This window comes from Nocardia sp. NPDC055053 (genome assembly GCF_053608285.1).
Genome location: NZ_JBSGVD010000006.1, coordinates 1 through 25,749, shown reverse-complemented (window position 1 = coordinate 25,749; position 25,749 = coordinate 1). Strand labels below are relative to the sequence as shown.

The following is a 25,749-nucleotide window of genomic DNA, read 5'->3' as shown; positions in this document are numbered from 1 at the left end:
TGTCAGCGAACGGGGGCGGCGAGGCTGGCCAGCAACGTGGACATCTCGGTGACGACCGGGCGCGGTTGTGGACAGCGTGCGATGGCTGATCGCAGCACCGTCGCCGCGAGGTCCGGGCGAGCGGTAGCCAGGTGTTGCTGAGCCAGAAACAGCGCTGCCATCCCCGCCTCAGGGTGATACCCGGTGACGTGTAGTGCCTCTTGCGCTCGCTCGGTGTGGGTCATAGCTTCGACGGCTTTCCCCCGCGCGAACAGCACGTGCGCGGTAGCGAGATCGAGGCGCGCGGCGTCGTCGGTGTCGGTCGCCACGATCTCCCGCGCCTGCGCCAACGCGGTCTCCGCCGCGTCCACGGTGCCTGCCCGCACGTGGGCGATGACCTCCTTCATCCGGATGCTGCGCTGCTCGCGTGGCTTCTTGCCCACTTCGGCGGCCAGGTCCCCCGCCGCGCGGAAGTCGGTCGCGGCCGCGGCAGGCCGGTTGAGCCGCAGCAAGAGGTCGCCCGCTTTGTCGTGGGCGTAGCGGGCATAGTCCCGGCGATCCGCGGCCAGTGCCTCGCCGACGAGGGTGTGGTATTCGGAGACGGCGGCATCCAGACGGCCGAGTTCGCGCAACGAATCGGCCAGGACGTAGCGGCCGGTGACCATCGTGACGGCGTCATCGATCGCGCCGCGTTTGCGAGCGCGGTCCGCCCACGCGCACGCGTACTCGCTGTGCCGGTTGGCCTCTTCCCATCGGCCGAGCGTGGCGCACAGTTCGGCGAGTTTCACCCAGTCCGCCCGGTTCGAGGTGCCGTGAATATCGAGTGCGGCGTGTTCGTGTGCGGCGAAGGACAATTCGACGAGGGCTTCCTCGTTGCGATCGAGGCGCTGCAGCGTTTGCCCGCGCAGGCGCCGCAACCCCGCGATCACCAGACGTCCGGTATGCGGCGGCAACGCGCTCTCGCATCGGGTGACACTGTCGACCAACGCCGCCCAATCGCTGGTCTTCCCGAAGTAATTGCTGAGCCGATTCAACGCCTGCCTGGCCCGGAAGTCCGCCCCGGCGGCGGCCAGCGCGCAGGTCGCGGCGATGTAGTCAGCGGCGATCAGGTCCGCCTGATCACCCCGGCACTCCCGCATCCACCCGGCTTGGTTGCGGGCTTCCCCGATCAGGCGCGGGTCCGCGATCGTCTCCGCGCGCTCGACGACTTCCGCGATCAACGCGAAGCCCTCGCCCTCCCGCTCGAGGATGAATTCGAGATCCGCCTGCAGCACCTCCGCGTGCCCGACCGATTCCGGGTCCGCCTCGGCACGTAGCCTTTCCAGCGGTCGCGCCAGTTCCTCCACTGCGTCGGCATAGCGCTTCTCGCCGCGCAGCACGCGTGCGGCCGCGACAAGACACAGATCGCCACGCACGAGTTCGCCCGCCGCCGCGTGCGCCGCCGCGGCTGCGCGCAGCAGGGGAACCGTGGTGTCGTCACCGGCGCGGCGTGCCTTCAGTTCGAGGACTCCCGCGGCCACGGCCGGGTCGGCCGGCTCGCCGATCAGTGCGAGGTACTGGTCCGCCTCGACGGTGAATCCGCGGTCGAGCAACCAGCGTGCCGCGTGCACGGCGACATCGGGCGGACATCCGATCGGCCGAATCCGGTGCGCCTTGGGTCGCGCGCCCGGTTGCAACGGCAGGAACTCGAGCAGCGGACTCGCGGCCAGCCTGCGCGTGGCCCGGGTGGTGTGCCAGGTGGTGCCGTTGCGCGTGTCGAACCTCGCGGCCAGTGCCAGCGCCTCCGCGCGCAGCTCGGCGTGCCGTTGGGCCAGGGTTCTGGTGGGGTGCTCGCCATCGCAACCGAGACATGGCACCGGTTCCTGACCCCGGCCGAGCACCACCAGACGCCCGAGCGCGACCGCGCTACTCGTCGCGAATTCCATGCGGCCATACGGACGGCTCAACATCGTGAAGTGGCACATGCGCCGCCGGTATCGCTGGAACGCTTCTTCTTCGTTCCCGGTCAGCGCGAGGAATTCGATGACCATGCTCGGATACTCGTAGCGCCACGGGCCGCCGCCATCGAACCCGCGGTCCATCCGCTGGAATACCTCGGCGAGCCGCTCCGGCGACAAACGGCGCGCCCAGTGCGGGAGCATCTGCGCTTCGATCGGCGCCGTGGTCTCGGTGAACGTGACCCGCCCGTCGAGTACCGGCTCGGCGAGTGCCAGCGCGCGGTCGATGGACGCGGGATCGCCGCGATGGACCAGGCGTTCGATCTCGTTCTCGTAGTCCCACATGTAGTTCGGCCGTGGTCCACCGGCCAGGTGCCATTGCCGATAGGCGTTCTCCTCGGCGGCCCAATCGCCGCGCACGAACGCCAACCATCGCTCGGCCGTGTGCAATCCGGCGAGACTGTGCCCGTGCGCGGCGAACCGGCGGCGCATATCGGCGTGCAGCCCGGTGATCTGCTCGACGCTGATCTCGGGATACTCCGCCATGGTCGTCACCGTGCGCACGTACCACGAACGCAGCGACCACTCCTCGTGCGGGCCGAAGTCCTCAGGGCGGCTGTCGAACTCGGCCAGGCACCGCGCGAACAGCGGAAAACCCTTCTCCCACTGGCCCGAGACACAATGGCGATCCGCCAGGTCGCGGCGCGCGCGAAACGCCAGCCGGTGGTAGCCGCCCGCTTCGGCGTGGGCGATGATCTCCGCCAGTTCGTCCAAGGCGGCGTCGTGCCAGCCCGAATCCAGGCTGCGATAGCGGGCCTGGAGTTCCGTCTCGGTGTAGCTCATCGCGCGGCCTCCTGACCGCGCATCGCCCACTGCAGCAGTCCGCTGAACGACCGGTTCATCAGCGCGCTCTCGGTGGCGCCGAGCGGATGCCTGCCCTGCAGCAGCGCCTGCGCGAACAGCGACTCGACCGCGAGGCCGATGAGCTGCGGGTCGGTCAGGTCGAGCAGCGTGGCCACGATCGGGTTGCGCAGATTCAGGACCAGCTGGTGTTTGCCGTCGGCTTGGCCGGCCGGTTCGACGGCCGCCAGCACATCGGCCCACAGACCCTCGGTCCGTGCTTTCGTCTCGCTGCGCTCCCTGGACCGGTAGACATCCCGGTCAGCCAGGAACAGCGCGGGCAGCTGCGGCGGATCGAACGATTTGACGACGGGAACACAATCCAGCGGTGCCAGCCTGGCCCGCGCGTGGCCGAGGACGTACGCGGGCCGTGGATCGTGCTCGGGCGCCGCGTCGAACCGGGTGGTGAGTTCGGCCGGGTCGAGACCGCGGGCTACCAGCGCCGGATCGAGGTGGTTCAGCCTGTTCATGATCGCGACGTCGTAGGTGTAGCCGCCGTTGATCAGGCCGATCCCCTGGGCGGCGGCGACGGCGGCCAGTTCGCGGAACTCGTCGGCGGTGGAGGTGTAGCGCACGACCGGGCCGCGCCGGCAGAACTCGGCCAGCGTCATCGGACCCCAGCCGGTCTCCATCGGCCACCAGTCGAAGACCAGGCGCAGCATCGCGTCATCGTGCAGGGCAAGCGCTTTCACGCCCAGGTGGTGGACGGCGAGGAAGCCGTGCAGCTTCGGCGGGTCGGTCACCGACAGCGTGACCAGCCAGTCGCGGATCCGGCTGCCCATGGCCACGCGAGTCGCGGCCAGCAGGTCGTCGGAATAGAGCGATTCACGGCTCGCGGTCGGCCGGAGTTCGGTGGTGTCGACGACGCAGCGCGCGAAGAATGCCCACTCCGGCAGCAGATCGGACACTTCGTCACCGAGCAACATTCGGCGCAGATAGACCCGATGTCCGCCGCGCACAGCGGGATTGGCAGGCATCGGCAGAATGAACGCGACGCCGGACAGTCCGGCCTCGGCGACGGTGAGGTCGAGGCAATCCAACGGCCGGAAACCGAATGTCCGCTCGGCGTAGGCATACAGCGCCTCCGTACGCTCGGCCGCCGTCCGATACGGCACCTGCCACGGCAGCGCCCCCGCCGTGACCGGCGTCCCGGCGACAGACACCGGAATGGGCAGCAGCCCACCGAATTTCCGCGCGAGCTCGACGGCCGTCGCGTACTCGAACCAACTGCTGTGATCGGGCCGAGGCGAGAGCACCACGGTGGTGCCGGGCTCCGGACGTTCGACCGCCGCGCGGGTGACGGAGTACTGGCCGGAGGACCGGCCGAGCCATTCGAGGGTGGGTCCACCGCGCGCAGACCGGGTCAGCACCCGAACGTGATCCGAGACGAGGAAGCAGGACAGCAGGCCGATACCGAACTGACCGAGGAACTCCTGCCGGGTGAACCCGAGCTCATCGCGCTTGGAACTGTTGCCGATGGTGGCGAGGAAGGTGTGCACCTCGTCCTCGGTCAGGCCGATGCCGTTGTCGTGGATCCGCAACGTGCCGTCACCGGTGCGCTCGATCGTCTCGATCTCGATGCGGCCCGCCCATTGTGGGTCGAGCACCCGCCGCGCCGCGATCGCGTCGACCCCGTTCTGCAGCACCTCCCGCAGAAACACCTGCGGGCTCGAATAGAGGTGATGACTGAGCAGATCGACGATTCCACGCAGATCTACCTGGAATGCCCGTTCCATACGGTTGCCCCCCGGCGGGTCGTTGAGTCTGACGGCATCATTCTGCCGCCCCGCCCCACCGACCGGGCTGGCAGCCGACAGCCTTAGAGCGCGACAACCTCGAGCAGCGCCTCCAAGCCCTTGAAGTCAGCGGAATTGCGGGTATAGAGCGGAAGATCGTTGGCGGAGGCGATCGCGGCGATAAGCAGATCCATCCGCCGCGGGCGCGGGTCGCGATTCGCGGCGATCGTCAGCGCCACCAGCGTTCCGTATCGCGTCGCCGCGGCCTCGTCGAACGGCAGCGGGTCGAATTCGACGATCGCGGCGCCGAGTTGTTCGGAGCGGGCCGCGCGCGTGACCGGGTCTTCGGCGATGGCGACCTCGGAGCCGAAGAAGTCGTCCGCTTCCTGCCGCATCGACGCGTAGGCGACCCGCGGCAGTGCCCGATGGCGTGCGACCAGTTCCTCGGCGCTGCGGCGCCGTCGACGGGCGACCGGGCGAACCTCCGCGATCTCGACGCCATTGCATGTCACTCGGATGGTTTCGCCCGCCTCGACTGCGTCCATGATCGCCGCCGAGTTGTTCCGTAGCTCGCGCTGACTGATCTGCCTCATAGCGGAACTGTAGCCATGCGCGCTACGAGTGCTACAACCTCGTGCAGTGCGCTGGCCACCGTCGAAACCCCCGCTCAGCAGCTGGGTGTGCGGCATGATGAAGGGTGCAAACCTCGTCGTGCAATCGAACAGGAAGACGCGAATCCGCTCATGGCACCGCAGCTGACGCTCTCGGCACAGCGCGCCGCGCTGGAGCGGGAGTGGGCGCAGTGGGTGCCCGCGGGTGAGTCGGCGCTCGGGCGTAGTTCGGCCGTGCGGACCGAGGTGGCGCAGTCGTGGTTGCGGTCGTTGCGGACGGTGGACCCGGGGCGGGACTTCGCGCCGGAGAGCGAGACCGATATCGGGCCGCGATGGGCGGAATCGCCGCTGCGTGGGCCGGTGACCGAGCTCGAGGAACAGTTGCACAGTGTCGCCGAGGACGCGGGCTACGTCGCCGCGGTCACCGATGCCTCGGGCACGATCCTGTGGACCTACGGCGGACCGGTCATGCGCAGGCGCGCCGAGCAGGTGAACTTCGCGCCGGGTGGCCGCTGGGACGAGGCGCACATGGGCACCAACGCCCTCTCCCTCGCCCTGCGCACTGATCAGCCGCACACTGTGTTCTCGGCCGAGCATCTGGTCGCCGCCCTGCACGGCTGGGTCTGTTACTGCGCGCCGATCCGGGCCGCCGACGGCACCCTGCTCGGCGTGCTAGACCTGTCGACCACCTGGAAGCGCTCGCACCCGCTGGCCATGGCGACCGTGCGGACCATGACCAGCGCCATCGAGTCCAAGCTGCACGCGGCCATGCCCGCGCCGGCGGGCATGCGGCTGACCTGCCTCGGCACCGGCCGGTTGACGCGCGACGGCACCCCGATCCGCCTACGCCCGCGCCAGCTCGAGATCCTCACCCTGCTCGCCCTCGACGACGACGGCTACAGCCACGAGCGCCTGCACTACGCCGTCTACGGCGACCGCGCGGTCGGCGCGAGCACCCTGAAATCGGAGATGTCGTACCTGCGCCGCGCCACCGGCGGCGACATCACCAGCCGCGTCTACCGCTTCACCACCGCCCTGTCCTGCGACGCCGTCGACGTCCTGCGCGCTGTGGAAGCGGGCGACCTCGACACCGCCGTGCGGCTGTATCGCGGTCCGCTGCTTCCGGATTCGGACACGCCGGGCATCAGCGAATGGCGCGACTACCTCGAGGTCGCCATGCGCAACGCCGTGCTGTCGAGCCCCGAGGCCGACCACGCGCTGACCTACGGCGAATCCGCCCCCGACGACATCGCCGTCCACGAACACGCCCTTGCCCTGCTCCCCCCGCGCGACGCGCGCCGGGCGGTCGCCGCGGCCCGGCTGCACCGTTCGGGGCCCGCCTCGATTCTGGACTGACCAGAGGGTGCGACGAAGGAGTGCCCGGCGGGAGGGAAGAATCGAGGCAGGCGGGGGCCCCGAACACGCGGCGCCAGCCGCCGAATACACCGCTCTTCGCGCCTGATCGGTCCGGCTTCAACGTTTCATCAACCCTGACAGCGGATAGTGATGGGCGTCACGCTTCACCGGAATCAGCGAGGAGCCTCCGCACATGATCTACGCCAAGCCGGGCACCGAGGGCAGCATCGTCAGCTACGCGCCGCGGTACGACAATTTCATCGACGGCAAGTGGGTTCCGCCCGTCGAAGGCCGGTACTTCGAGAACACCTCACCGGTGGACGGCCAGCCGTTCTGCGAGATCGCCCGCTCGACCGCCGCCGACATCGAGCTGGCGCTGGACGCCGCCCACCGCGCCGCCGACGCCTGGGGCGAGACCTCCGCGGCCGAGCGCGCCAACATCCTCAACAAGATCGCCGACCGGATCGAGGCCAATCTCGAGGCCCTCGCCGTCGCCGAGACCTGGGACAACGGCAAGCCCGTCCGCGAGACCCTGGCCGCCGACCTGCCGCTGGCGGTCGACCACTTCCGCTACTTCGCCGGTGTCCTGCGCGCGCAGGAAGGCGGGATCAGCGAGGTCGACAAGGACACCATCGCCTATCACTTCCACGAGCCGCTCGGTGTTGTCGCGCAGATCATCCCGTGGAACTTCCCGATCCTGATGGCGACCTGGAAGCTGGCGCCCGCGCTCGCGGCCGGTAATGCCGTGGTGCTCAAGCCCGCCGAGCAGACCCCGGCCTCGATCATGAAGGTCGTCGAACTCGTCGCGGATCTGCTGCCGCCGGGTGTGCTCAACGTGGTCAACGGTTTCGGTGTCGAGGCGGGCAAGCCGCTGGCCTCGAGTCCCCGAGTCGCGAAGGTCGCCTTCACCGGTGAGACCACCACCGGCAGGCTGATCATGCAGTACGCCAGCGAGAACATCATCCCGGTCACCCTGGAGTTGGGTGGCAAGAGCCCCAACATCTTCCTGCCCGATGTGATGGCCGCCGACGACGACTTCCTGGACAAGGCCGTCGAGGGTTTCGTGATGTTCGCGCTGAACCAGGGCGAGGTCTGCACCTGTCCCTCGCGCGCGCTGATCGCCTCCTCGATCTACGACGAGTTCATGGCCCGCTGCGTCGAGCGCACCAAGGCGATCATCAGCGGCAACCCGCTCGACGAGGCCACCATGATCGGCGCGCAGGCCAGCAACGATCAGTTCGAGAAGATCCTGTCCTACATCGACATCGGCAAGAAGGAAGGCGCCGAGGTCCTCACCGGCGGCGCGGTCCGCAGCGTCGACGGGCTGGCCGACGGCTTCTACATCGAGCCGACGATCTTCAAGGGCAGCAACGACATGCGCGTGTTCCAGGAGGAGATCTTCGGCCCGGTCGTCGCGGTGACCACCTTCGACTCCACCGACGAGGCACTGAAGATCGCCAACGACACCCTCTACGGCCTCGGCGCGGGCGTGTGGACGCGTGACATGAACACCGCGTACCGACTCGGCCGCGGCATCAAGGCCGGCCGGGTGTGGACCAACTGCTACCACGCCTACCCGGCGCACGCGGCGTTCGGCGGCTACAAGAAGTCCGGCATCGGCCGCGAGAACCACAAGATGATGCTCGAGCACTACCAGCAGACCAAGAACCTGCTGGTCAGCTACTCGCCGCAGAAGCTCGGCTTCTTCTGATGGTGCGGCGCGTCGACCTCACCGAACAGGCGGCGACGCTGCTGCGGGAACTGACCGGGCAGCACGGCCCGGTCATGTTCCATCAGTCCGGCGGCTGCTGCGACGGCAGCTCCCCGATGTGCTATCCGCGCGGTGAATTCCGCGTCGGCGCCTCGGACGTGCTGCTGGGTCAGCTGCCGGGCGACACCCCGTTCTGGATGAGTGCCGACCAGTTCGCGTACTGGAAACACACTCATCTCACCGTCGACGTGGTGCCCGGCCGGGGCAGCGGCTTCTCGCTGGAAGCCCCCGAGGGCGTGCGGTTCCTGATCCGCTCACGCCTGCTCACCGACGACGAGGTGGCCGAGCTGGAATCCCAGCCGCCGCCACCCACCGGTGACACCGTTCCACAGTGATGTGAAACACCCACTATCACACTGTTCCCGCAGGTCGGCGGCGCTCGATACGCGCCGCTGACCTGCGGGATCCACGGCCGTAACAGTCGTCGACCATTCTTCAACCCTCGACGATCACCGTTGCCGTCGCTACGCGCTTGTTTGTTGATGAGGAGCTACCCCTGTGAGTACCGACGCGATTCCCGCCACGGGTGCGGACACGCCCGCCGACGACTATCTCGCCAAACGCACCCTGCGTTCCGGCTCGGCCGGCTGGGTGCTGCTGGCCGGCCTCGGCGTGAGCTATGTGATCTCCGGTGACTACTCCGGCTGGAATTTCGGCCTCGCCGAGGGCGGTTTCGGTGGTCTGCTGATCGCGGCGATCGTCATCGCGGGCATGTATCTGGCGATGGTCCTCGGCATGGCCGAGCTGTCCTCGGCGCTGCCCGCGGCAGGCGGCGGCTACACCTTCGCCCGGCGCGCGCTCGGCCCGTGGGGCGGATTCGCCACCGGGACAGCGGTTCTCATCGAATACGCGATCGCGCCCGCCGCCATCGCCACCTTCATCGGCGCGTATGTGGAGTCGCTGAACCTGTTCGGGATCACCGACGGGTGGTGGGTGTATCTGGCGGTGTACGCGCTGTTCATCGGGATCCATCTCGGCGGGGCGGGTGAGGCGCTCAAGGCGATGTTCGTGATCACCGCGATCGCGCTGGTCGGCCTTGTCGTCTTCGCGATCGCCGCGGTGGGCAGGTTCGATGTCGCGAATCTGACCAATATCGCCGCGGACCCGGCCGCGACCGGCTCGTCGTCGTTCCTGCCCTTCGGGTACATGGGCATCTGGGCCGCGATCCCGTTCGCCATCTGGTTCTTCCTCGCCGTCGAGGGCGTGCCGCTGGCCGCCGAGGAGGCCAGCGAGCCGGAGAAGAACGTGCCGAAGGGCATCATCGTGGCGATGCTGCTGCTGGTGGTCACCGGCGCGGTCGTACTGGTCCTGGTGACCGGCGCGCTCGGCGCCCAGGACGCCTCGGCCTCGGGCAACCCGCTCGTGGAGGCGCTCGGCGACAGCCCGGCGGCCAGGGTGGTCAACTACATCGGCCTGGCCGGTCTGATCGCCAGTTTCTTCTCCATCGTCTACGCCTACTCACGCCAGACCTTCGCGCTCTCCCGCGCCGGCTACCTGCCGACCAGTCTGTCGGTGACCAACTCCCGCAAGGCCCCGATGCTGGCGCTGATCGTGCCCGGCCTCATCGGCTTCGCCCTCTCGCTCACCGGTGAGGGCGCGATGCTGCTGAACATGGCCGTGTTCGGCGCCGCGGTGAGCTACGTGCTGATGATGGTGAGCCACATCGTGCTTCGTGTCCGCGAACCGAACATGCCGCGACCGTACCGCACGCCCGGTGGCATCGTCACCACCTCGTTCGCCCTGGTCATCGCGGCGGCCTCGGTGGCGGCGACCTTCCTGGTCGATCAGAAGGCGGCGCTGTTCACCCTCGGAGTGTTCTGCGCCTTCATGGCCTACTTCGGCTTCTACAGTCGGAAACACCTGGTCGCCAAGTCCCCCGACGAGGAGTTCGCGGCGCTGGCCAAGGCCGAACAAGAGCTCGAGTAACCCGCTCACCGAACCCGTGAAAGGAGGCGGCACCCGATGACCGTGTACCGCAGCTCTGTCGGCGCCACGACCTACACTTTCGACGGTCTGATCGATCTGCTGGCCAAGGCGACGCCAGAACGCAGCGGCGACCAGCTGGCCGGCTGCGCCGCCGAGACCGATGCCGAACGCGCGGCCGCGCAGTGGGCACTGGCCGACGTGCCGCTGACCACCTTCCTCAACGAAGTGGTCGTGCCGTACGAGACCGACGAAGTGACCCGGCTGATCATCGATAGCCACGACCGGGCCGCGTTCGCCCCGATCGCGCATCTCACCGTCGGCGGGTTGCGCGACTGGCTGCTCGCGGTCGCCGCGACCGAGGATTCCGCGACGACGCTGGCCGCGGTCTCGCCCGGGCTGACGCCGGAGATGGTGGCCGCGGTCAGCAAGATCATGCGCAATCAGGATCTGATCGCCGTCGCCAAGGCGACCGTGGTGACGGCGGGTTTCCGCACCACCATCGGGCTGCCCGGCCGGTTGAGTACGCGACTGCAACCCAATCACCCGACCGACGACCCGCGCGGGATCGCGGCCGCCACCCTCGACGGACTCCTGCTCGGCTGTGGTGACGCCGTGATCGGCATCAACCCCGCCACCGATTCGCCCCACGCCACCGCCGATCTGCTGCATCTGCTCGACGAGGTGCGTCTGCGCTTCGACATTCCGACCCAGTCGTGCGTGCTGTCCCACGTCACCACGACCATCGGCCTGATCGAGGCGGGCGCGCCGGTGGACCTGGTGTTCCAGTCGGTGGCGGGCACCGAGGGCGCCAATTCCGGCTTCGGCGTGAACATCTCGCTGCTGCGCGAGGGAAACGAGGCGGGGCGCTCGCTCGGGCGCGGCACCGTCGGCGACAACGTGATGTATCTGGAGACCGGGCAGGGTTCGGCATTGAGCGCGAATGCCCATCTGGGCGTCGGTGATCGGCCTGTTGACCAGCAGACGCTCGAAGCGCGCGCCTATGCCGTCGCACGGGATCTGCGACCGCTGCTGGTGAATACGGTCGTCGGGTTCATCGGGCCCGAGTACCTCTTCGACGGTAAGCAGATCATCCGTGCGGGGCTCGAAGACCATTTCTGCGGCAAGCTGCTCGGCCTGCCGATGGGGGTGGACGTCTGCTACACCAACCACGCCGAGGCCGATCAGGACGACATGGACACCCTGCTCACGCTGCTCGGCGCGGCTGGCTGCGCGTTCGTCATCGCGGTGCCCGGCGCCGACGATGTGATGCTGGGCTATCAGAGCCTGAGTTTCCATGACGCGCTCTACGCGCGGCAGGTGCTGAACCTGCGTCCCGCACCGGAATTCGAGGCGTGGCTGTCCCGGCTGGGCATGCTCGACGCCAACGGCCGGATACGGCAGGTGGAACCGCTGTCGTCACCGCTGCGCGCGCTGGCGGCTGACCGATGAGTACGAGTGCGGGTATGCCGACGAAATCCACTGCGACGAAGCCGATTCTGCGCGTCGTCGGATCGAATACCGAGCCGGGAGGAAGTGCAGTGGGCGAGCCGACATCGGGAGAGCGCGCGGCATCGAATACGGAAGCGGCTGTGGCGCAGGAGTTCTGGCGCGACCTGCGGCGCAACACCCAGGCCAGGATCGGGCTCGGGCGCACCGGGGACGCCCTGCCGACCACCGAAGTCCTCGCGCTCCGGGCCGCGCATGCCGCCGCCAGGGACGCGGTGCACGTGCCGCTGGACGTCGACACCTTCGCCGAACAGATCGCGAGCATGGGCCTCGGCGCCCCGATCACGGTGACCAGCCTGGCCGCCGACCGCTCGGAATACCTACGCCGCCCCGATCTCGGCAGGCAGCCCGCCGAACTGTCCGCCATCGAAAACCACAGTGCCGATATCGGTTTCGTGCTCGCCGACGGACTGTCCCCCCGCGCACTCACCGACCACGGCGCCGGCCTGCTCGCCGCACTGGCCGACGAACTCACCGACCGCTACACCCTGGCCCCACCGGTGATCGCCACCCAGGCACGCGTCGCCCTCGGCGACCACATCGCCGAAGCCATGGGCGTCCGAACCGTCCTGGTGATCATCGGCGAACGCCCCGGCCTCTCGGTCGCCGACAGCCTCGGCATCTACCTCACCCACGCCCCGCGCCCCGGCCGCGCCGACGCCGAACGCAACTGCATCTCCAACATCCACCCACCCGACGGCCTCACCTACACCGACGCCGCCCGCGTAGTCGCAGGCCTGGTCGCGGGCGCGCGCAAACTCGGCCGCTCAGGCGTCGACCTCAAAGACACCTCCCGCACCGACGCGCTCACCAGCTCCGAAACCCTGACCATCACACCGCAGGAGGCGCCAACACCATGAGCTGACCCAGACACCAGGGCGACGCGGAGCCCGTTCGATGTGAACCGGAGCCGATCGCTCCATAGAGTGATGCCCATGATCCGCACCGCCGCCCTCGCCCATGTCCGCGACCGCAGGCTGATTCAGACGCGCCCGGAAGGCAAGGACGTGTTCTACATGGCGGGTGGCAAGATCGATCCGGGCGAAACACCCTTAGAGGCACTACATCGCGAGATCGAGGAAGAACTCGGCGTCGGGCTGTCCGGCGTCGCCGAACTCGGCATCTTCGAGGCCGAGGCCTTCGGCCACGGTAAGAACACCGGCCTGCACATGACCTGTTTCCTCGCCGACTTCACCGGCGAACCCCACGCCACCGGCGAAATCGCCGAATTCCGCTACTTCACCGTCAGCGAATACGCCGCCATGGAACACGTGGCCCCCGGCTCCATGATGGTCTTCCGCCGCCTCCACGAACTCGACCTCATCGACTGGTAAGTACCCAGCCCGCGGACAGCTCGGTGCGTAATGTAGTCCCACATCAACGGGTTTCCGCGAAACGTTGTGGGGCGGTGGGCCGATCACTCTCATGTGACGGGGACAGAGTCGAACCACAGTGCCGAGCTATCCGTGGCCGAGCGCCGGGCCGCACTACGCAGGCTCGTTGTCATCTTCGGGTTGATGAACAAGATGATCGAGCTGAGTGCGGCCGGGGCGCCGCGGCAGCTGGCCGAGCACGCGGCTGCCGCCAGGGATCTGGTCGGCGAGCTGGTGACCGATATCGCCCGGCTGCCCTAACCGGTCTTCGGGGTGCCGTCGCCGGGTTCGGGCTCGATGGCGCCCGGCTCGGTGCCCTCGTCGGCCTTCTGGTCCGGTTCCGGGTGCTCGGGCTCGAACGTCTCGGGCAGGCCCTTGAGGTGCTTGTTCATCGAGCGCACGAGCAGCACGGTGCCTGCCAGCAGGATCAGGATGACCAGCAGGCCGAGCGGGGACGCCTTGCCGAACTCGGGTCCGGTCGGGGTGTTCTGAGCGAGGTAGACCAACATCACCGGTCGGCGTCCTCGATGCCGGCGAACAGGTCGGTCTCCGGGATGGCGGTGCTCACCCTCGTCTTGGCCAATTCGAACTCCTCGGTCGGCCAGAGCCGCTGTTGCATCTCCAACGGGATCGCGAAGAACGCCCCGTTCGGATCGATCTGGGTCGCGTGCGCGCGCAGGGCGTCGTCACGCTGGGGGAAGTATTTGGAGCATTGGATCTGGGTGGTGACCCGGCTCCACGTGGCCCCACGCTTGAACTGATGCATCCGGTCCAGCCACTCCTGTAGCGGGAACGGCTGGCCGATGCGCTCGTACTCCTCGGCGAAGGCCTCCAGGCGCTTCGTGCTGAAGCCGTGGTCGTAGTACAGCTTGAGCGGCGTCCACGGCTCGCCCGCGTCCGGGAACTTCTCCGGGTCGCCCGCCGTCTCGTAGGCGGCCATCGATACCTCATGGCACCGGATGTGATCCGGGTGCGGGTAGCCGCCGTTCTCGTCGTAGGTGGTGATGACGTGCGGCCTGAAATCGCGCACGAGCCGTACCAGCGCCTCGGTGGACTCCTCGAGCGGCACCAGCGCGAAGCAGCCTTCGGGCAGCGGCGGCAGCGGGTCGCCCTCGGGCAGACCGGAGTCGACGTAGCCGAGCCAGTGCTGGCGCACGCCGAGCGCGTGGGCGGCCGCGGCCATCTCCTCGCGCCGGACCTCCTCGATCCGGTCCAGGACACCGGGGGTGTCCATGGCCGGGTTGAGGATGCTGCCGCGTTCACCACCGGTCAACGTCACGACCAGGACGTCGACGCCCTCGGCCGCGTACCTGGCCGTGGTCGCGGCGCCCTTGCTCGATTCGTCGTCGGGGTGGGCGTGCACCGCCATGAGGCGAAGGCCACTCACGTCTCGCTCACCATCGCTCTCGCTCGCGGGTGTCAGAACTTCGTTCCCTATAGTTCCATCCGACCCCCCGTTTGTTCCGACCACCCCCGGGAGCGAGAAACCGATGACCGAGCCCGCACCGGACTCCGCGGCGACCTCGGCCGCCGCAGCAGCGCGACACGCCGATCGATACGGCCGTAAACCCCCGGTGCGTCGGCTGTGGCTCCTGGTCGTGCTCGGCGTCGGTGTGCTGGTCGCGGGCCTGGCCGTCGCCTTTCTCGGGTTCCAGAAGTACGGACCAAAGGCGATCGAGACCGAGCAGCTCGGCTACGTGGTCGACGACGACTCGACGCTCACGGTGCGGATGAAGGTGACCAGAGACTCACCCCAGCAGGCCGTCGTCTGCTTCGTCCGGGCGATGGACCGCGACGGCGCCGAGGTCGGCAGGCGTGAGGTTCTGGTCCCCGGATCGGACTCGACCAGCGTCCAGGTGACCACCACGGTCAAGTCCTCGGCGCGCGCGTCGGCGGGCGATATCTACGGGTGCACCGAGGAAGTTCCGGGCTATCTGCGCGTGGAATAACGGCCTCTACCCATCAGGCGCTGCCCGGCGGAGCCGGTCCGAAGACCTGCGCACGGCCGGAGCGAATGCGGAGGTACGCCTAGCCTGACCTGCATATTTATGAGACATGCTAAAATGGCCTGATACACGGTTCCGGGGCTCGGAGCCGTGTTTGCTGCATTGGCGGCCAGCGGTGCTGTTAGCGGGTTAAGGGTTCACCCCCCAGGATCGCTCCAGCCGTCGGGCTGGTGCATGCCCTCCTGCGGGAGGGCACCGCGCTGGTTTCAGGGAATCCCGGTCCGCCGGGAACAACTACTAGGGAGTGATCGAGATGACCGAGAATGTGACCTGGCTTACCCAGGAGTCGCACGACAGGCTCAAGGGCGAGCTGGACTCGCTCATTGCCAACCGTCCGGTCATTGCCGCCGAGATCAACGAGCGCCGCGAAGAGGGCGATCTCAAGGAGAACGGCGGCTACCACGCCGCGCGCGAGGAGCAGGGCCAGCAGGAGGCGCGCATCCGCCAGCTGCAGGAGCTGCTGAACAACGCGAAGGTCGGCGTCGCCCCCACCAAGTCCGGTGTGGCGCTCCCGGGCTCGGTCGTCACCGTCTACTACGACGGCGACTCCGACGACACCGAGACCTTCCTCATCGCGACCCGCGAAGAGGGCCTCGGCGCCACCAACCTCGAGACCTACTCGCCGAACTCCCCGCTCGGCGGTGCGCTGATCGACGCCAAGGTGGGCGAGACCCGCGAGTACACGCTGCCCAACGGCAACACCATGAAGGTGACCCTGGTCAGCGCGGAGCCGTACCACGGCTGAGCGCGGCCCCGCCGAGCCCAGATAGCCTGAACCCGAACGCAAGCGGCCGCATCCGAACATCGGATGCGGCCGCTTCGTCATCTATGGGGTCCCTGTCAGCTCAGCGCCTGCTCGACATCGGCGAGGAGATCGCTGATGTCTTCGATGCCGACCGACAGCCGGACCAGGTCGGCGGGCACCTCCAGCGCCGAACCCTCGGTGCTGGCGTGGGTCATCGCGCCCGGGTGCTCGATCAGCGACTCGATCCCGCCCAGCGACTCGGCCAGGGTGAAGATCCGGGTGCGCGAGCAGAACTTCAGCGCCGCCTCCCGGCCACCGGTCAGGCGCACCGAGATCATGCCGCCGCTGCGGCGCATCTGCTTCTGCGCGATCTCGTACCCGGGGTGGGTGGGCAGGCCGGGGTAGATGACCTGCGAGATCGCCGGGTGGTTGGTGAGGAACTCCGCGATCACCTCGGCGTTGTCGCAGTGCTTCTCCATCCGCACGGCCAGCGTCTTGATGCCGCGCAGGGTGAGGAAGGCGTCGAACGGGCCGGGAACAGCACCAGCGCCGTTCTGCAGGAACGCGAACGCGGTGTCGAGTTCCTTGCTGTTGGTGATCAGCGCGCCGCCGACGACATCGGAGTGACCGCCCAGGTACTTGGTGGTCGAGTGCACGACGATGTCGGCGCCGAGCAGCAACGGCTGCTGCAGGTACGGGGTGGCGAAGGTGTTGTCGACGACCAGCTTGGCGTCGGCCGCGTGCGCGATGTCGGCCAGGCCGGGGATGTCACCGATGCTCAGCAGCGGGTTCGTCGGGGTCTCGACCCAGACCAGCTTGGTGTTGGGGCGGATGGCCGCGCGCACCTCGTCGAGGTTGGCGATGTGGGCGGGCGAGTGCTCGATGCCCCACTGGCTGAAGACCTTGTCGATGAGCCGGAAGGTGCCGCCGTACGCGTCGTCGGGGATGACGATGTGGTCGCCGGGGCGCAGGGTGGCGCGCAGCGCGCAGTCGGTGGCCGCCATGCCGGAGGCGAAGGCCCGCGCGAAGCTGCCCGATTCGAGGGCGGCGAGGTTGGCTTCCAGTGCCGTGCGGGTCGGGTTGCCGGTGCGCGCGTATTCGTAGCCGCCGCGCATGCCGCCGACGCCGTCCTGGGCGAAGGTGGAGCTCGCGTAGATGGGCACATTGACCGCACCGGTCTGAGGATCGGGTTCATATCCGGCGTGGATGGCCCTGGTCGAGAATCCCAGCTCACTCATGAGCTCAGGCTAGTAGACCGGATTCGGGTCGGAGCGCTGGGGTATTGGCCGTGCACGAAGTGCCGGATTCGCCGTGGACCGCACAGTTAGGCTGAGGCCATGGTGACTGTCGAAGAGTTGTTCGCGATCGATCCGTTGCTGTCGCAGGAGGAGCGCGAAATCCGCGACACCGTGGCCCGATTCGGCGAGCGCAGGCTGCGCCCGCACATCGCCGACTGGTTCGAGGACGGTACCTTCCCGGCCAGGGAGATCGCCCCCGAACTGGGCAAGCTCGGCCTGCTCGGCATGCACCTGGAGGGCTACGGCTGCGCGGGGTCGTCGGCCACCACCTACGGGCTGGCGTGCCAGGAACTCGAGGCCGTCGACTCCGGCGTGCGCAGCATGGTGTCGGTGCAGGGCTCGCTGGCGATGTCGGCGATCCATTTCTTCGGCTCCGAAGAGCAGAAGCAGCAGTACCTGCCCGCGATGGCGGCCGGTGAGGTGATCGGCTGCTTCGGTCTCACCGAACCCGATTTCGGCTCCAACCCCGGCGGGATGCGCACCAGGGCCAAGCGCGACGGCGACGACTGGGTGCTCAACGGGTCCAAGATGTGGATCACCAACGGCTCGGTCGCCGATATCGCCGTCGTCTGGGCCTATGCCGAGGAACCCGGCCAGGACAAGCCGCGGGTGCGCGGCTTCCTGGTGCCCGCCGGCACCCCCGGATTCACCACCAGGGAGATCCACCGCAAGCTCTCGCTGCGCGCGTCCCTCACCGCCGCACTGGATTTCGACGACGTGCGGCTGCCCGCCGACGCCGTGCTGCCCGAGTCGGGCGGCCTGAGTTCACCGCTGGCCTGCCTGAGCGAGGCCCGCTTCGGCATCGTCTTCGGCGCGCTCGGCGCGGCGCGTGACTGCCTGGCCGCCGCGATCGACTACGCCCGCACCCGCGAGGTGTTCGACAAGCCGCTGGCCGCCTACCAGCTCACCCAGGCCAAGCTCGCCGATATGGCGCTGGAACTGGGCAAGGGGCAGTTGCTGGCGCTGCACCTCGGCCGGTTGAAGGACCGGCACGAGATCACCGGCGAGCAGATCAGCGCGGGCAAGCTGAACAGCACCCGCGAGGCCATCGCCATCGCCCGCGAGTGCCGAACCATCCTCGGCGCCAACGGAATCACCCTCGACTACCCGGTGCTGCGGCACGCGAACAACCTGGAGTCGGTGCTCACCTATGAGGGCACCGCCGAGGTGCATCAGCTGGTGCTGGGCAAGGCGCTTACCGACGCCAACGCGTTTCGGTAGTTCGAGGCGCGCCGGTCGGTTCAGCCGCCGACCGGCACACCTGCCCTGGAACCGGGAACGGGTGCGGGCCGAATCAGGCCGCAGGCGAAGGTGATTGCCAGGGTCAGCGCCACCACGGTCGCGACCGTCGCCGCGATGGGAACGGTGATCGCTGCGGGGATGCCGAGCGCCGTCAGGGAGGCCAATCCGCCGCAACCCCAGACGATCGCGGCGACGAGCCTGCCGAGCAGCGGGGCGTACGGCGACCGCCGCAGCGCACGTCCGACCCCTTCGCGTGCGAAATATCCTGCGACAGCCGGAATTACCGGACTCATTCCGACTAGTCGGATTGCCGGTTCGGTGACGTCCACTGCGGGCCCCTTCACTCGCCGTGCTGGTTAGCCAAAAGTTGTCTAACGTCGGTCCTGCCCGCCCAGAATCCACCGGGCGCCCCGTTCGCGCAACTCCGCCGCCCCTCGCGACCAGCGATTAACCCTTGACTCACACAGTGATCTGCGTCACAATTCTAACTGTGTTAGGCGAAACTACTCGCGATAGGCAAGCCGAACGCCGTGAGGCAACACGGCGGGAGATTCTGCAGGTCGCGTGGGAACTCGCCAGGGAGAACGGCCTGGCCCAGATCACCCTGCGCGATGTCGCCGCCAGGGTCGGCATGCGCGCGCCCTCCCTCTACACACATTTCGCGGCCAAGCACGCGATCTACGACGCGATGTTCGAGCAGGCGTGGGCGGAATACGAGGAGCACGCGGCGCGTGTCGCCGCCATCCTGCCCACCGCGCCGCGCGCCCGGCTGCTGGCGCTGGCCTACGGCTTCTTCGACTTCGCGGTGGCGGATCTGGCCCGCTACCAGCTGATGAACCAGCGCACGGTGCCCGGATTCGAGCCGTCGCCCGCGGCGTTCGCGCCATCGAAGCGGGTGGTGCGCGACGCCGTCACCATGTTCGCCGAGGCAGGTGTCACCGATCGGGGTGACATCGAGATCTGGTTCAGCCTGATCGGCGGCCTCATCGACCAGCAACTCGCCAACGATCCGGCCGGCGACAGCAGGCGCAGGCTGATCGAACGCGCGATGACCATGTGGGCCGACAGCGTCGGCCTGCCCCCGGAACCGAGGGACCCCCCATGACCACGACGACCCCGGCGCCGACCGAGCCGCGCCGCAGCGCTATCCCGCGCCCCGAGTCGATGACTCTGGCCGCGACCGAATACGAACGCGTCACCAGTGCCTTCGCCGCACTCGACCCGGCCGACTGGAGCCGGCCGACCGATTGCGCGGAGTGGACTGTGCACCAGATGATCTCGCACGTCGTCGGGATGGCGGCGATGACGGCGTCGATTACCGAGATGATCCGGCAGAACCGGGTAGCCGACCGGCGGCCCGGTGGCGAGGAGCAGCGCATCGATGCGCTGACCGGCTATCAGGTCGCCCGCTACAGCGTCCATTCGCCGGAGGAACTGCGTGCCCTGATCGGTCGCCTCGGTCCCCGGGCCGCGGCCGCCCGGCGCAGGGTGCCCGCGTTCCTGCGCAAGCTGACGATGCCGGGCTGCGAGCGGGTGAACGGTGTCGACGAGCGGTGGACGGTCGGATTCCTGACCGAAGTGATCCTCACCCGCGACCCGTGGATGCACCGCATCGATCTGAGCCGGGCGACCGGGCGTCCACTGGAACTCACCGCCGACCACGACGGGCGCATCGTCGACGATGTGGTCCACGAATGGGCACAGCGCCACGGCAAGCCGTACCGGCTGACGCTGCACGGTCCGGCGGGCGGCACGTGGAACAGCGGCGACGCGCCCCCGATCGAGCTCGACGCGATCGAGTTCTGCCGCATCCTGTCCGGCCGGGCGAGCGATACCGGATTGCTGAGCACCGAAGTGCCGTTCTGACCGGAATTCACCCGAGCGGCGGCAGTTCCAGGTTCTCCCGGTAGGTGCCGCCCAGGTAGTCGGTGTCGACCAGCCCGCGCCCGCGCAGTTCGGGCAGCAGTCCGTTGACGACGAAATCGGCGGTGCGTTCGTCGGCAAGGCCACCGAGTGAGATCACGTCGAGCACGTTCGCCCGGTAGCGCTCCTCGATGGCGTCGGCGAGTTGTTCGGGTGTGCCGGCGGCGGCCCAGTGGCCGGTGTCCTTGGCGGCGACGACGAGTTCGCGCAGGGTGGCGCCCGAGGCGGCCAGCTTGCGGAAGATCTCGACCCGGCCGCGCCTGCGGTGTACCGAATCCAGCTGTGGGAGCAGCGTTTCCGGAATCGTCTTGTCCAGCGGCAGCTCGGACAGGTCGATTCCGCCGCCGAGCATGTCGGCCAGCTGGCGGCGGCCCGCGTCGAAGTCGGTGGACTCGGCCGCCTCGCGGACCAGCCTGCGCGCCTCGGCTTCGGTCGCGCCGTAGGTCGCGTGGAAGGAGCTGAAGATCAGCGGCAGCCCGTCGGCCCTGCCCCGCTCCGCGGCGCGGGTCCGGATCTTCTTCGTGTAGGTGACGGCGTCGTCGAGGGTCGGCAGCGAGGTGAACACCACCTCGGCGAAGCGCGCGCCGAGTTCGATGCCGCCCGCCGACTGACCGGCCTGGAACTGCACCGGTCTGCCCTGCGGCAGGCGCGGGATGTTCAGCGGACCGCGCACCGAGAAGTGCTGTCCCGCATGGTCGATAGGCGGCACGAGCGTTTCGTCGAGCACCACGCCACCGGCGCCGCCGATCCGCAGCGCACCCGGACGCCAGCTGTCGAACAGCGCGTTGACCACGGTGAGCGCCTCGGTGGCGCGGTCGTAGCGCTGCTCCGGACTCGGCAGCTCTTGGTCGCCGTAGTTCTCCTCGCCGAGCGAGGAGGTCACCGCGTTCCAGGCCGCGCGGCCGTTGCTGACGTGGTCGAGGGTGCCGAACAGCCTGGCCAGGTTGTACGGGTGGTGGAACGTGGTGGTGACGGTGGCGATGAGCCCGACATGGGTGGTCACCGCACTCAGCGCGGCCAGCTGGATGAGTGGTTCCTGCGCGCCGATCGCGCCCTGGGCGCCGAAGGCGAGCAGGTCGGCCGCGAACAGCGCGCCGATCTTGTTGTCCTCGGCGATCCTGGCGATGCGCACCGCCTCGTCCAGGGTGGAGCGGGTCGGATCGAGTGCGGCGGCGTACACATCGCGCGACCCGCTCACACCCGTGACGGTCTTCAACTTGCGGCGTTCGGTGCCCATGCTCGTCAGTCCAGCAGTGTGATGCGCCACTCGACCATGGTTGCGCTCAACACAATTCGAGCGGAATGCGCGGGTGTGATGGGACCGTAGGACTGCCAGCTGGAACAGGGTCTTGCGCATCGCGGCGGCCTCGGTCATCGTGTAAGTAAGTGGTTACTTTCATGGAGGTGACGTGGCGCCCACATCGCGCGACCGGATCATGACCGAGGCCCTGCGCCTGTTCGGGGAACAGGGTTTCGCCAAGACCTCGGTCGCCCAGATCGAGCAGGCGGCCGGGCTGTCGGGGGGGTCGGGGGCGCTGTATCGGCACTTCAAGTCCAAGGACGAACTGCTGGTGCAGTCCGTGGCGAGCCGGCTCGAGGATCGAGCCGAGTGGGACCAGTTCCTGTCGCCCGAGTTCGACCTCGCCGCCGCGCTGGACTTGGTCACCGGCGGGGGATCCACCGTCGACATGATCGTCGCGCTGTGCCGGATCGGCCTGGACCGCCTCGACCACGATCGCGATGTGACCCGGATCCTGTTGCGGGACAACTCGATCCCCGCCGACCTGCTCGACGTGTTCCGGCAGCGGGAGTACGCGGTGGTGATGCCGGCGGTCACCCGTGGACTGGCCGAACTCGCCGGTGACCGGGTGCGCGATCAGGACTGGGACGCCACCGCCGCCGTACTCGTCGGCGCGCTCGCCCACTTCTGGATCATGGGCGACATCTTCGACGGCGGTCATCCGGCGAATGTCGACGAAGACCGCTACCTACGAGCCACCGCAGAGATGATCGCCGCCCGGCTCGACCGGGCGGGTACCGAGGGAGAGGACCGAGGATGAACACACCCATCACCGTGGTCGGGGGCGGACTGGCAGGTCTCACTGCCGCGATCGCCGTTGCGGAAACCGGCGTGCCGGTGCGGCTGCACGAGGCGCACCAGACGCTGGGCGGGCGCGGGCGGGCAACCCCGCCACCGCACGTCGCCCACGAGGGCGCGCACGTCTTCTACGCCGACGGACCGCACTACACCTGGCTGAAGGAGCGTGGCTTCGTCGCGGGGCTCGGCTGGCCGGGCATCACCGACGCGATGAAGGTCGGCTTCCGCGCCGACGACCGGATCCGGCACGTGCCGCCGATCGGGATGCTGCGCGCCCAGTCACGCAAGTGGTTGCAGGCACCGGTCGACGCCGACTTCCACAGCTGGGCCACGGACCGCTGGGACGAGCGCACCGCCACCCAGGTCGCCAACGCGATCAGCGTGGTCACCTATGACGCCCACACCGGCAGGCTCTCGGCCGCCTTCGTCTGGGACCTCTTCCAGCGCGCGCTCGGCGCGAATATCCCCGGGGTCCGGTGGATACGTGGCGGCTGGCAACAGGTGATCGACCGGATGGTCGCGCGGGCAACAGAACTCGGGGTCGTCATCGAGACCGGATCGCGGGTGGACGCGCTACCGACCGACGGTCCGGTCATCGTCGCCACCGATCTCGACTCCGCGCGCCGCCTCCTCGGCGACGAAACACTGCACGGCACCGGCGGTTTCACCGCGCTGCTCGACCTCGGCGTGACGAAGGACCGGCGCGACCGTTTCGTCTGCTTCGATCTGGACGAGGGCGGCTTCCACGAGTGCTACTCAGCGCAGGACGACACGATCGCCCCCGCAGGCGAATCGCTGTTCCAGCTCCAGATGCCGGTGCGCGACAACGAATCCCGCGACGAAGCCCACCGACGCCTCCAGCGTTTCGCCGATGCCACCGTCCCGGACTGGCGCTCCCGTACCACCTTCCACCGGACCTCGACCGCGAAGGGCCGCACCGGCGCGCTCGACCTGCCGGGCACCACCTGGCGGGACCGGCCCGCCATCGATCGCGGCGACGGGGTGTATCTGGCCGGCGACATGGTCGCGGCCCCGGGGATGCGTGGCGAGATCTCCATCAACAGCGCCCTCACCGCCGCCGCGTCGGCGGTCGCCGCGGTACGGAAGGGATCCAGCGTCCGGCCGAGCACCGAACCCGCCTAGACGCCTTCACCCGATCCGATCGATGCCGACTCCGCGCGGCGCCGATCGGATCGGCCCCGGCCAGGTCCGCCCGGCGCCGAAATTCGGTTGCGCCGCCGATCTCCCGATTCCTAAGGTGAGCCGCATGTCGTGCCACATGTTCATTCGCATCCGCCACGCCCGGGCTCTGGCCCGCTAGCGGACGCGGATACTGCATCGGCGTCCACCGGCGCGCCCAGGGCCCATCGAGATTCAGACGACTCGATGACCCGAAGGGGCAACTGCCGTGGCGCAGGATTTTGCACACCGAAACTACTCACACACTCAGCGCAAGGTCACCGGGCGCGGCGGCGGCCGGACCACGCGTGACCTGGCGAGACGAACGCTTTCACAGAACTTCCTGGTGGACCGGTCTGCCGTCGACCTGATGATGACGGTCGCCGATCCGGCGGGCACCGTGCTCGAACCGGGCGCGGGCGAGGGCGTGCTGACACAGGCGCTGGCCGGGCGTGGCGCGCAGGTCACCGCCTACGAGATCGACCCGCTGCTGGCGGCCAAGCTCTCCGCGCAGACCCGTTCCGAGAACGGAATCCGCGTGGTGCGTGGCGATTTCACCAAGGCCAAGGCGCCGCGCACCCCGTTCGCCGTGGTGGGGAACATCCCGTTCTCGGTCACCGCCGAGATCGTCGACTGGTGCCTGGCCGCACCGGCACTCACCTCGGCGACCCTGCTCACGCAGCGGGAATACGCGCGCAAACGCACCGGCGACTACGGCCGGTGGAGTCTGCTGACCACGACGAGCTGGCCGTGGTTCGGCTGGAGCCTGCGCGGACAGGTGCACCGGACCAGCTTCCGGCCGGTCCCCGCCGTCGACTCCGCCATCCTGCGGATCGACCGGCGCCCGGAACCGCTTGTCACACACCGGGATTCCTACACCGACCTGGTGCGCGCCGGATTCTCGGGGATCGGCGGCACGGTGCGCGCGTCGCTGCACACCCGCTACCAGGGAGTGGATACAGCTTTGGCCGACGCGGGCATCGCCCGCGACACCGTTGTCGCCTACGTCCACCCTGAGCAGTGGGTGGCGCTACATTCGGCGCTCACCCGATAGCCGGATTTCGGTGCCGCCCCGACACCACGGGGCGGCATCGAGCTCAGGCAACGGATCGATATCGATCGGCAACGCGACGAATCCGCACCATCAATGTCGAGGACGGGACAACCTTGCCGGTCATATAAGTGGAGAGGCGAGAGCCGGAAGTGCCGATAGCGGCCGCGAATTCAGCACTGGTCAAACCGGAGTCGGCGACCGCCTGCCGCACTTCGTCGGCGACCTCCTTGCGCTCGGCGGCCTCTGCGCGCTCCCGAGCACGCTCGAGCAGGCCTTCCATCAACTCGGCCACGCCGTAAGGGCGACTGTGCGACAGCACCTCTTCCAGCCTGCGTGCGATGCGCCCCCATGGGTCACGGCGCAATTCCTGACCGATCCGGCGCCAATCGTCGAGATCGCCCCGCTCCAACGCGGTCTGCACCGCTTCGGTCGGCCACTCCGCCACCGGCGCTTCCGGCGAAATATTCAAGTTACGGAACTGAAGCGTCATCATCACCTCCTGCGAGCGCGATCGCCACTTCCCGGCATCGATCCCGGACCATGCTCCAATCGTGCCACTTGCGATCGAGATTGCGATACGCCGACAACTGCTGGGTTACCGACGAATCGGCGGGTCGCGGATCAGCCAGCTGACGCGCAACCTGCGAGGAAACCGGAACCCCGGCGATGCGCTGATCGGCGTAGTACGCATCGATGTCCGCGAGCACGGTAGCCGCCTCGGAGACTCCCATCGCGTCGGTGAGTGCTGCAACGTCGAGAAAGTCACGTGTTTGATTGCGCCGCACTATGAGGAAGGCCTTGATACGCAGCGTCTCCGCGACTGTCGGCACACACAACTCACGTCCCGACGGAAGCTCGACGATGGCCGTCTCCAGTGGCCGCGCGCGAATCAGCTGCCGAACACCTGCTTCGATATCGCCCAGCCGTCCGAGTATCAGCTTCCCCGGCCGCACCCGATTGGTTACCCACTCCCCCTCGGACTCGATGGCATCGAGCACCATATCGAAACGATCCTGGCCTGTCCCCGGTGAATGAGGCCACCCCGTTCTAGAGTCCTTGTTGGCCCTGACCAGGGCTGGAAGGGACACTGAAGGACATGGCTGGACGTA

The 25,749-nt window shown here is 68.4% G+C and carries 26 protein-coding genes; 16 read left to right on the top strand and 10 right to left on the bottom strand.

The genetic code is table 11. The features are described 5' to 3' along the window. Positions 1-2: 2 nt before the first annotated feature. The 3 genes from ACWF82_RS08155 to ACWF82_RS08145 all read right to left on the bottom strand — a co-directional run bounded on the left by ACWF82_RS08155 (position 3) and on the right by ACWF82_RS08145 (position 5,145). Positions 3-2,759, bottom strand: a complete 2,757-nt coding sequence (locus ACWF82_RS08155) for a hypothetical protein (protein WP_452499219.1) — start codon at positions 2,757-2,759, stop codon at positions 3-5. Next, on the bottom strand, positions 2,756-4,552 hold the full coding sequence (locus ACWF82_RS08150; RefSeq protein WP_452499217.1) for an HSP90 family protein: 1,797 nt from the start codon (positions 4,550-4,552) through the stop codon (positions 2,756-2,758). Before ACWF82_RS08150 ends, ACWF82_RS08155 begins: the two co-directional genes overlap by 4 nt. A gap of 83 nt (positions 4,553-4,635) precedes the next feature. Beyond that, a complete protein-coding gene (locus ACWF82_RS08145; protein WP_452499215.1) occupies positions 4,636-5,145 on the bottom strand; it encodes a type II toxin-antitoxin system prevent-host-death family antitoxin in 510 nt (169 codons plus the stop codon). 150 nt (positions 5,146-5,295) lie between these two features. Between ACWF82_RS08145 and ACWF82_RS08140 the strand changes: the two genes are divergently transcribed. The 8 genes from ACWF82_RS08140 to ACWF82_RS08105 all read left to right on the top strand — a co-directional run bounded on the left by ACWF82_RS08140 (position 5,296) and on the right by ACWF82_RS08105 (position 13,356). Further along, a complete protein-coding gene (locus tag ACWF82_RS08140) occupies positions 5,296-6,519 on the top strand; it encodes a transcriptional regulator (RefSeq protein WP_452499213.1) in 1,224 nt (407 codons plus the stop codon). Positions 6,520-6,712: 193 nt separating this feature from the next. Then, positions 6,713-8,230: an aldehyde dehydrogenase gene (gene adh / locus ACWF82_RS08135; protein ID WP_452499211.1), complete on the top strand. Its 1,518-nt coding sequence runs from the start codon at positions 6,713-6,715 to the stop codon at positions 8,228-8,230. After that, positions 8,230-8,625, top strand: a complete 396-nt coding sequence (locus tag ACWF82_RS08130; protein WP_452499210.1) for a DUF779 domain-containing protein — start codon at positions 8,230-8,232, stop codon at positions 8,623-8,625. Before adh ends, ACWF82_RS08130 begins: the two co-directional genes overlap by 1 nt. A 163-nt stretch (positions 8,626-8,788) precedes the next feature. Then, entirely contained in the window at positions 8,789-10,216 is a 1,428-nt protein-coding gene (gene eat, locus ACWF82_RS08125; RefSeq protein ID WP_452499208.1) for an ethanolamine permease, read from the top strand. A gap of 36 nt (positions 10,217-10,252) precedes the next feature. Beyond that, positions 10,253-11,665, top strand: coding sequence for an ethanolamine ammonia-lyase subunit EutB (locus tag ACWF82_RS08120; protein ID WP_452499206.1), 1,413 nt, complete (start codon positions 10,253-10,255; stop codon positions 11,663-11,665). An 89-nt stretch (positions 11,666-11,754) separates the two neighbouring features. Beyond that, the gene (gene eutC / locus ACWF82_RS08115; RefSeq protein ID WP_452499204.1) at positions 11,755-12,582 is read left to right on the top strand and encodes an ethanolamine ammonia-lyase subunit EutC; all 828 of its coding nucleotides are present in this window, start codon (positions 11,755-11,757) and stop codon (positions 12,580-12,582) included. A 69-nt stretch (positions 12,583-12,651) separates the two neighbouring features. After that, entirely contained in the window at positions 12,652-13,056 is a 405-nt protein-coding gene (locus ACWF82_RS08110; protein WP_452499202.1) for an NUDIX hydrolase, read from the top strand. Between the two features lie 132 nt (positions 13,057-13,188). Then, positions 13,189-13,356, top strand: a complete 168-nt coding sequence (locus ACWF82_RS08105; protein WP_189026142.1) for a hypothetical protein — start codon at positions 13,189-13,191, stop codon at positions 13,354-13,356. On the opposite strand, the gene ACWF82_RS08100 is transcribed toward ACWF82_RS08105, so the two are convergent. Together ACWF82_RS08100 and mca are read right to left on the bottom strand one after the other, a co-directional pair. Continuing rightward, on the bottom strand, positions 13,353-13,604 hold the full coding sequence (locus ACWF82_RS08100; RefSeq protein ID WP_378857473.1) for a hypothetical protein: 252 nt from the start codon (positions 13,602-13,604) through the stop codon (positions 13,353-13,355). The two genes, ACWF82_RS08105 and ACWF82_RS08100, sit on opposite strands and share 4 nt — an antisense overlap. Further along, positions 13,604-14,482: a mycothiol conjugate amidase Mca gene (gene mca / locus ACWF82_RS08095; protein ID WP_452499200.1), complete on the bottom strand. Its 879-nt coding sequence runs from the start codon at positions 14,480-14,482 to the stop codon at positions 13,604-13,606. Before mca ends, ACWF82_RS08100 begins: the two co-directional genes overlap by 1 nt. 103 nt (positions 14,483-14,585) lie before the next feature. On the opposite strand from mca, the gene ACWF82_RS08090 reads away from it, so the two are divergent. Further along, the gene (locus tag ACWF82_RS08090; protein ID WP_452499198.1) at positions 14,586-15,044 is read left to right on the top strand and encodes a DUF4307 domain-containing protein; all 459 of its coding nucleotides are present in this window, start codon (positions 14,586-14,588) and stop codon (positions 15,042-15,044) included. 310 nt (positions 15,045-15,354) lie between these two features. Beyond that, positions 15,355-15,846, top strand: coding sequence for a transcription elongation factor GreA (gene greA / locus ACWF82_RS08085; RefSeq protein ID WP_110036717.1), 492 nt, complete (start codon positions 15,355-15,357; stop codon positions 15,844-15,846). 95 nt (positions 15,847-15,941) lie between these two features. On the opposite strand, the gene ACWF82_RS08080 is transcribed toward greA, so the two are convergent. Next, positions 15,942-17,084 (bottom strand): cystathionine gamma-synthase, encoded by a 1,143-nt coding sequence (locus ACWF82_RS08080; protein ID WP_452499196.1) that lies wholly within the window; start codon positions 17,082-17,084, stop codon positions 15,942-15,944. 99 nt (positions 17,085-17,183) lie between these two features. On the opposite strand from ACWF82_RS08080, the gene ACWF82_RS08075 reads away from it, so the two are divergent. Then, a complete protein-coding gene (locus tag ACWF82_RS08075) occupies positions 17,184-18,365 on the top strand; it encodes an acyl-CoA dehydrogenase family protein (RefSeq protein ID WP_452499194.1) in 1,182 nt (393 codons plus the stop codon). A gap of 20 nt (positions 18,366-18,385) precedes the next feature. Here ACWF82_RS08075 and ACWF82_RS08070 read toward each other — a convergent pair whose 3' ends face one another. Further along, positions 18,386-18,679, bottom strand: a complete 294-nt coding sequence (locus ACWF82_RS08070) for a hypothetical protein (protein ID WP_452499192.1) — start codon at positions 18,677-18,679, stop codon at positions 18,386-18,388. A 197-nt stretch (positions 18,680-18,876) separates the two neighbouring features. Here ACWF82_RS08070 and ACWF82_RS08065 point away from each other — a divergent pair, with 197 nt between their 5' ends. Both ACWF82_RS08065 and ACWF82_RS08060 read left to right on the top strand, forming a co-directional pair. Further along, a complete protein-coding gene (locus ACWF82_RS08065) occupies positions 18,877-19,491 on the top strand; it encodes a TetR/AcrR family transcriptional regulator (protein WP_452499190.1) in 615 nt (204 codons plus the stop codon). Next, positions 19,488-20,252 (top strand): maleylpyruvate isomerase family mycothiol-dependent enzyme, encoded by a 765-nt coding sequence (locus tag ACWF82_RS08060; RefSeq protein ID WP_452499188.1) that lies wholly within the window; start codon positions 19,488-19,490, stop codon positions 20,250-20,252. Before ACWF82_RS08065 ends, ACWF82_RS08060 begins: the two co-directional genes overlap by 4 nt. Before the next feature lie 7 nt (positions 20,253-20,259). Here the strand turns inward: ACWF82_RS08060 and ACWF82_RS08055 are convergent, their stop codons facing one another. Next, entirely contained in the window at positions 20,260-21,546 is a 1,287-nt protein-coding gene (locus ACWF82_RS08055; RefSeq protein ID WP_452499186.1) for an NtaA/DmoA family FMN-dependent monooxygenase, read from the bottom strand. A 172-nt stretch (positions 21,547-21,718) separates the two neighbouring features. On the opposite strand from ACWF82_RS08055, the gene ACWF82_RS08050 reads away from it, so the two are divergent. From ACWF82_RS08050 to erm, 3 genes are all read left to right on the top strand, one after another. After that, positions 21,719-22,369 carry a TetR/AcrR family transcriptional regulator gene (locus ACWF82_RS08050; protein ID WP_452499184.1) on the top strand — a complete coding sequence of 217 codons (651 nt, stop codon included), beginning with the start codon at positions 21,719-21,721 and terminating at the stop codon, positions 22,367-22,369. Beyond that, positions 22,366-23,550 (top strand): NAD(P)-binding protein, encoded by a 1,185-nt coding sequence (locus ACWF82_RS08045; RefSeq protein WP_452499182.1) that lies wholly within the window; start codon positions 22,366-22,368, stop codon positions 23,548-23,550. The genes ACWF82_RS08050 and ACWF82_RS08045 overlap by 4 nt, the downstream gene beginning before the upstream one ends. A gap of 349 nt (positions 23,551-23,899) precedes the next feature. Then, a complete protein-coding gene (gene erm, locus ACWF82_RS08040; RefSeq protein ID WP_452499617.1) occupies positions 23,900-24,640 on the top strand; it encodes a 23S ribosomal RNA methyltransferase Erm in 741 nt (246 codons plus the stop codon). 43 nt (positions 24,641-24,683) lie between these two features. Here erm and ACWF82_RS08035 read toward each other — a convergent pair whose 3' ends face one another. Both ACWF82_RS08035 and ACWF82_RS08030 read right to left on the bottom strand, forming a co-directional pair. After that, the gene (locus ACWF82_RS08035; RefSeq protein WP_452499180.1) at positions 24,684-25,130 is read right to left on the bottom strand and encodes an XRE family transcriptional regulator; all 447 of its coding nucleotides are present in this window, start codon (positions 25,128-25,130) and stop codon (positions 24,684-24,686) included. Then, on the bottom strand, positions 25,111-25,641 hold the full coding sequence (locus ACWF82_RS08030) for a hypothetical protein (RefSeq protein WP_452499178.1): 531 nt from the start codon (positions 25,639-25,641) through the stop codon (positions 25,111-25,113). Before ACWF82_RS08030 ends, ACWF82_RS08035 begins: the two co-directional genes overlap by 20 nt. Positions 25,642-25,749: the final 108 nt, after the last annotated feature.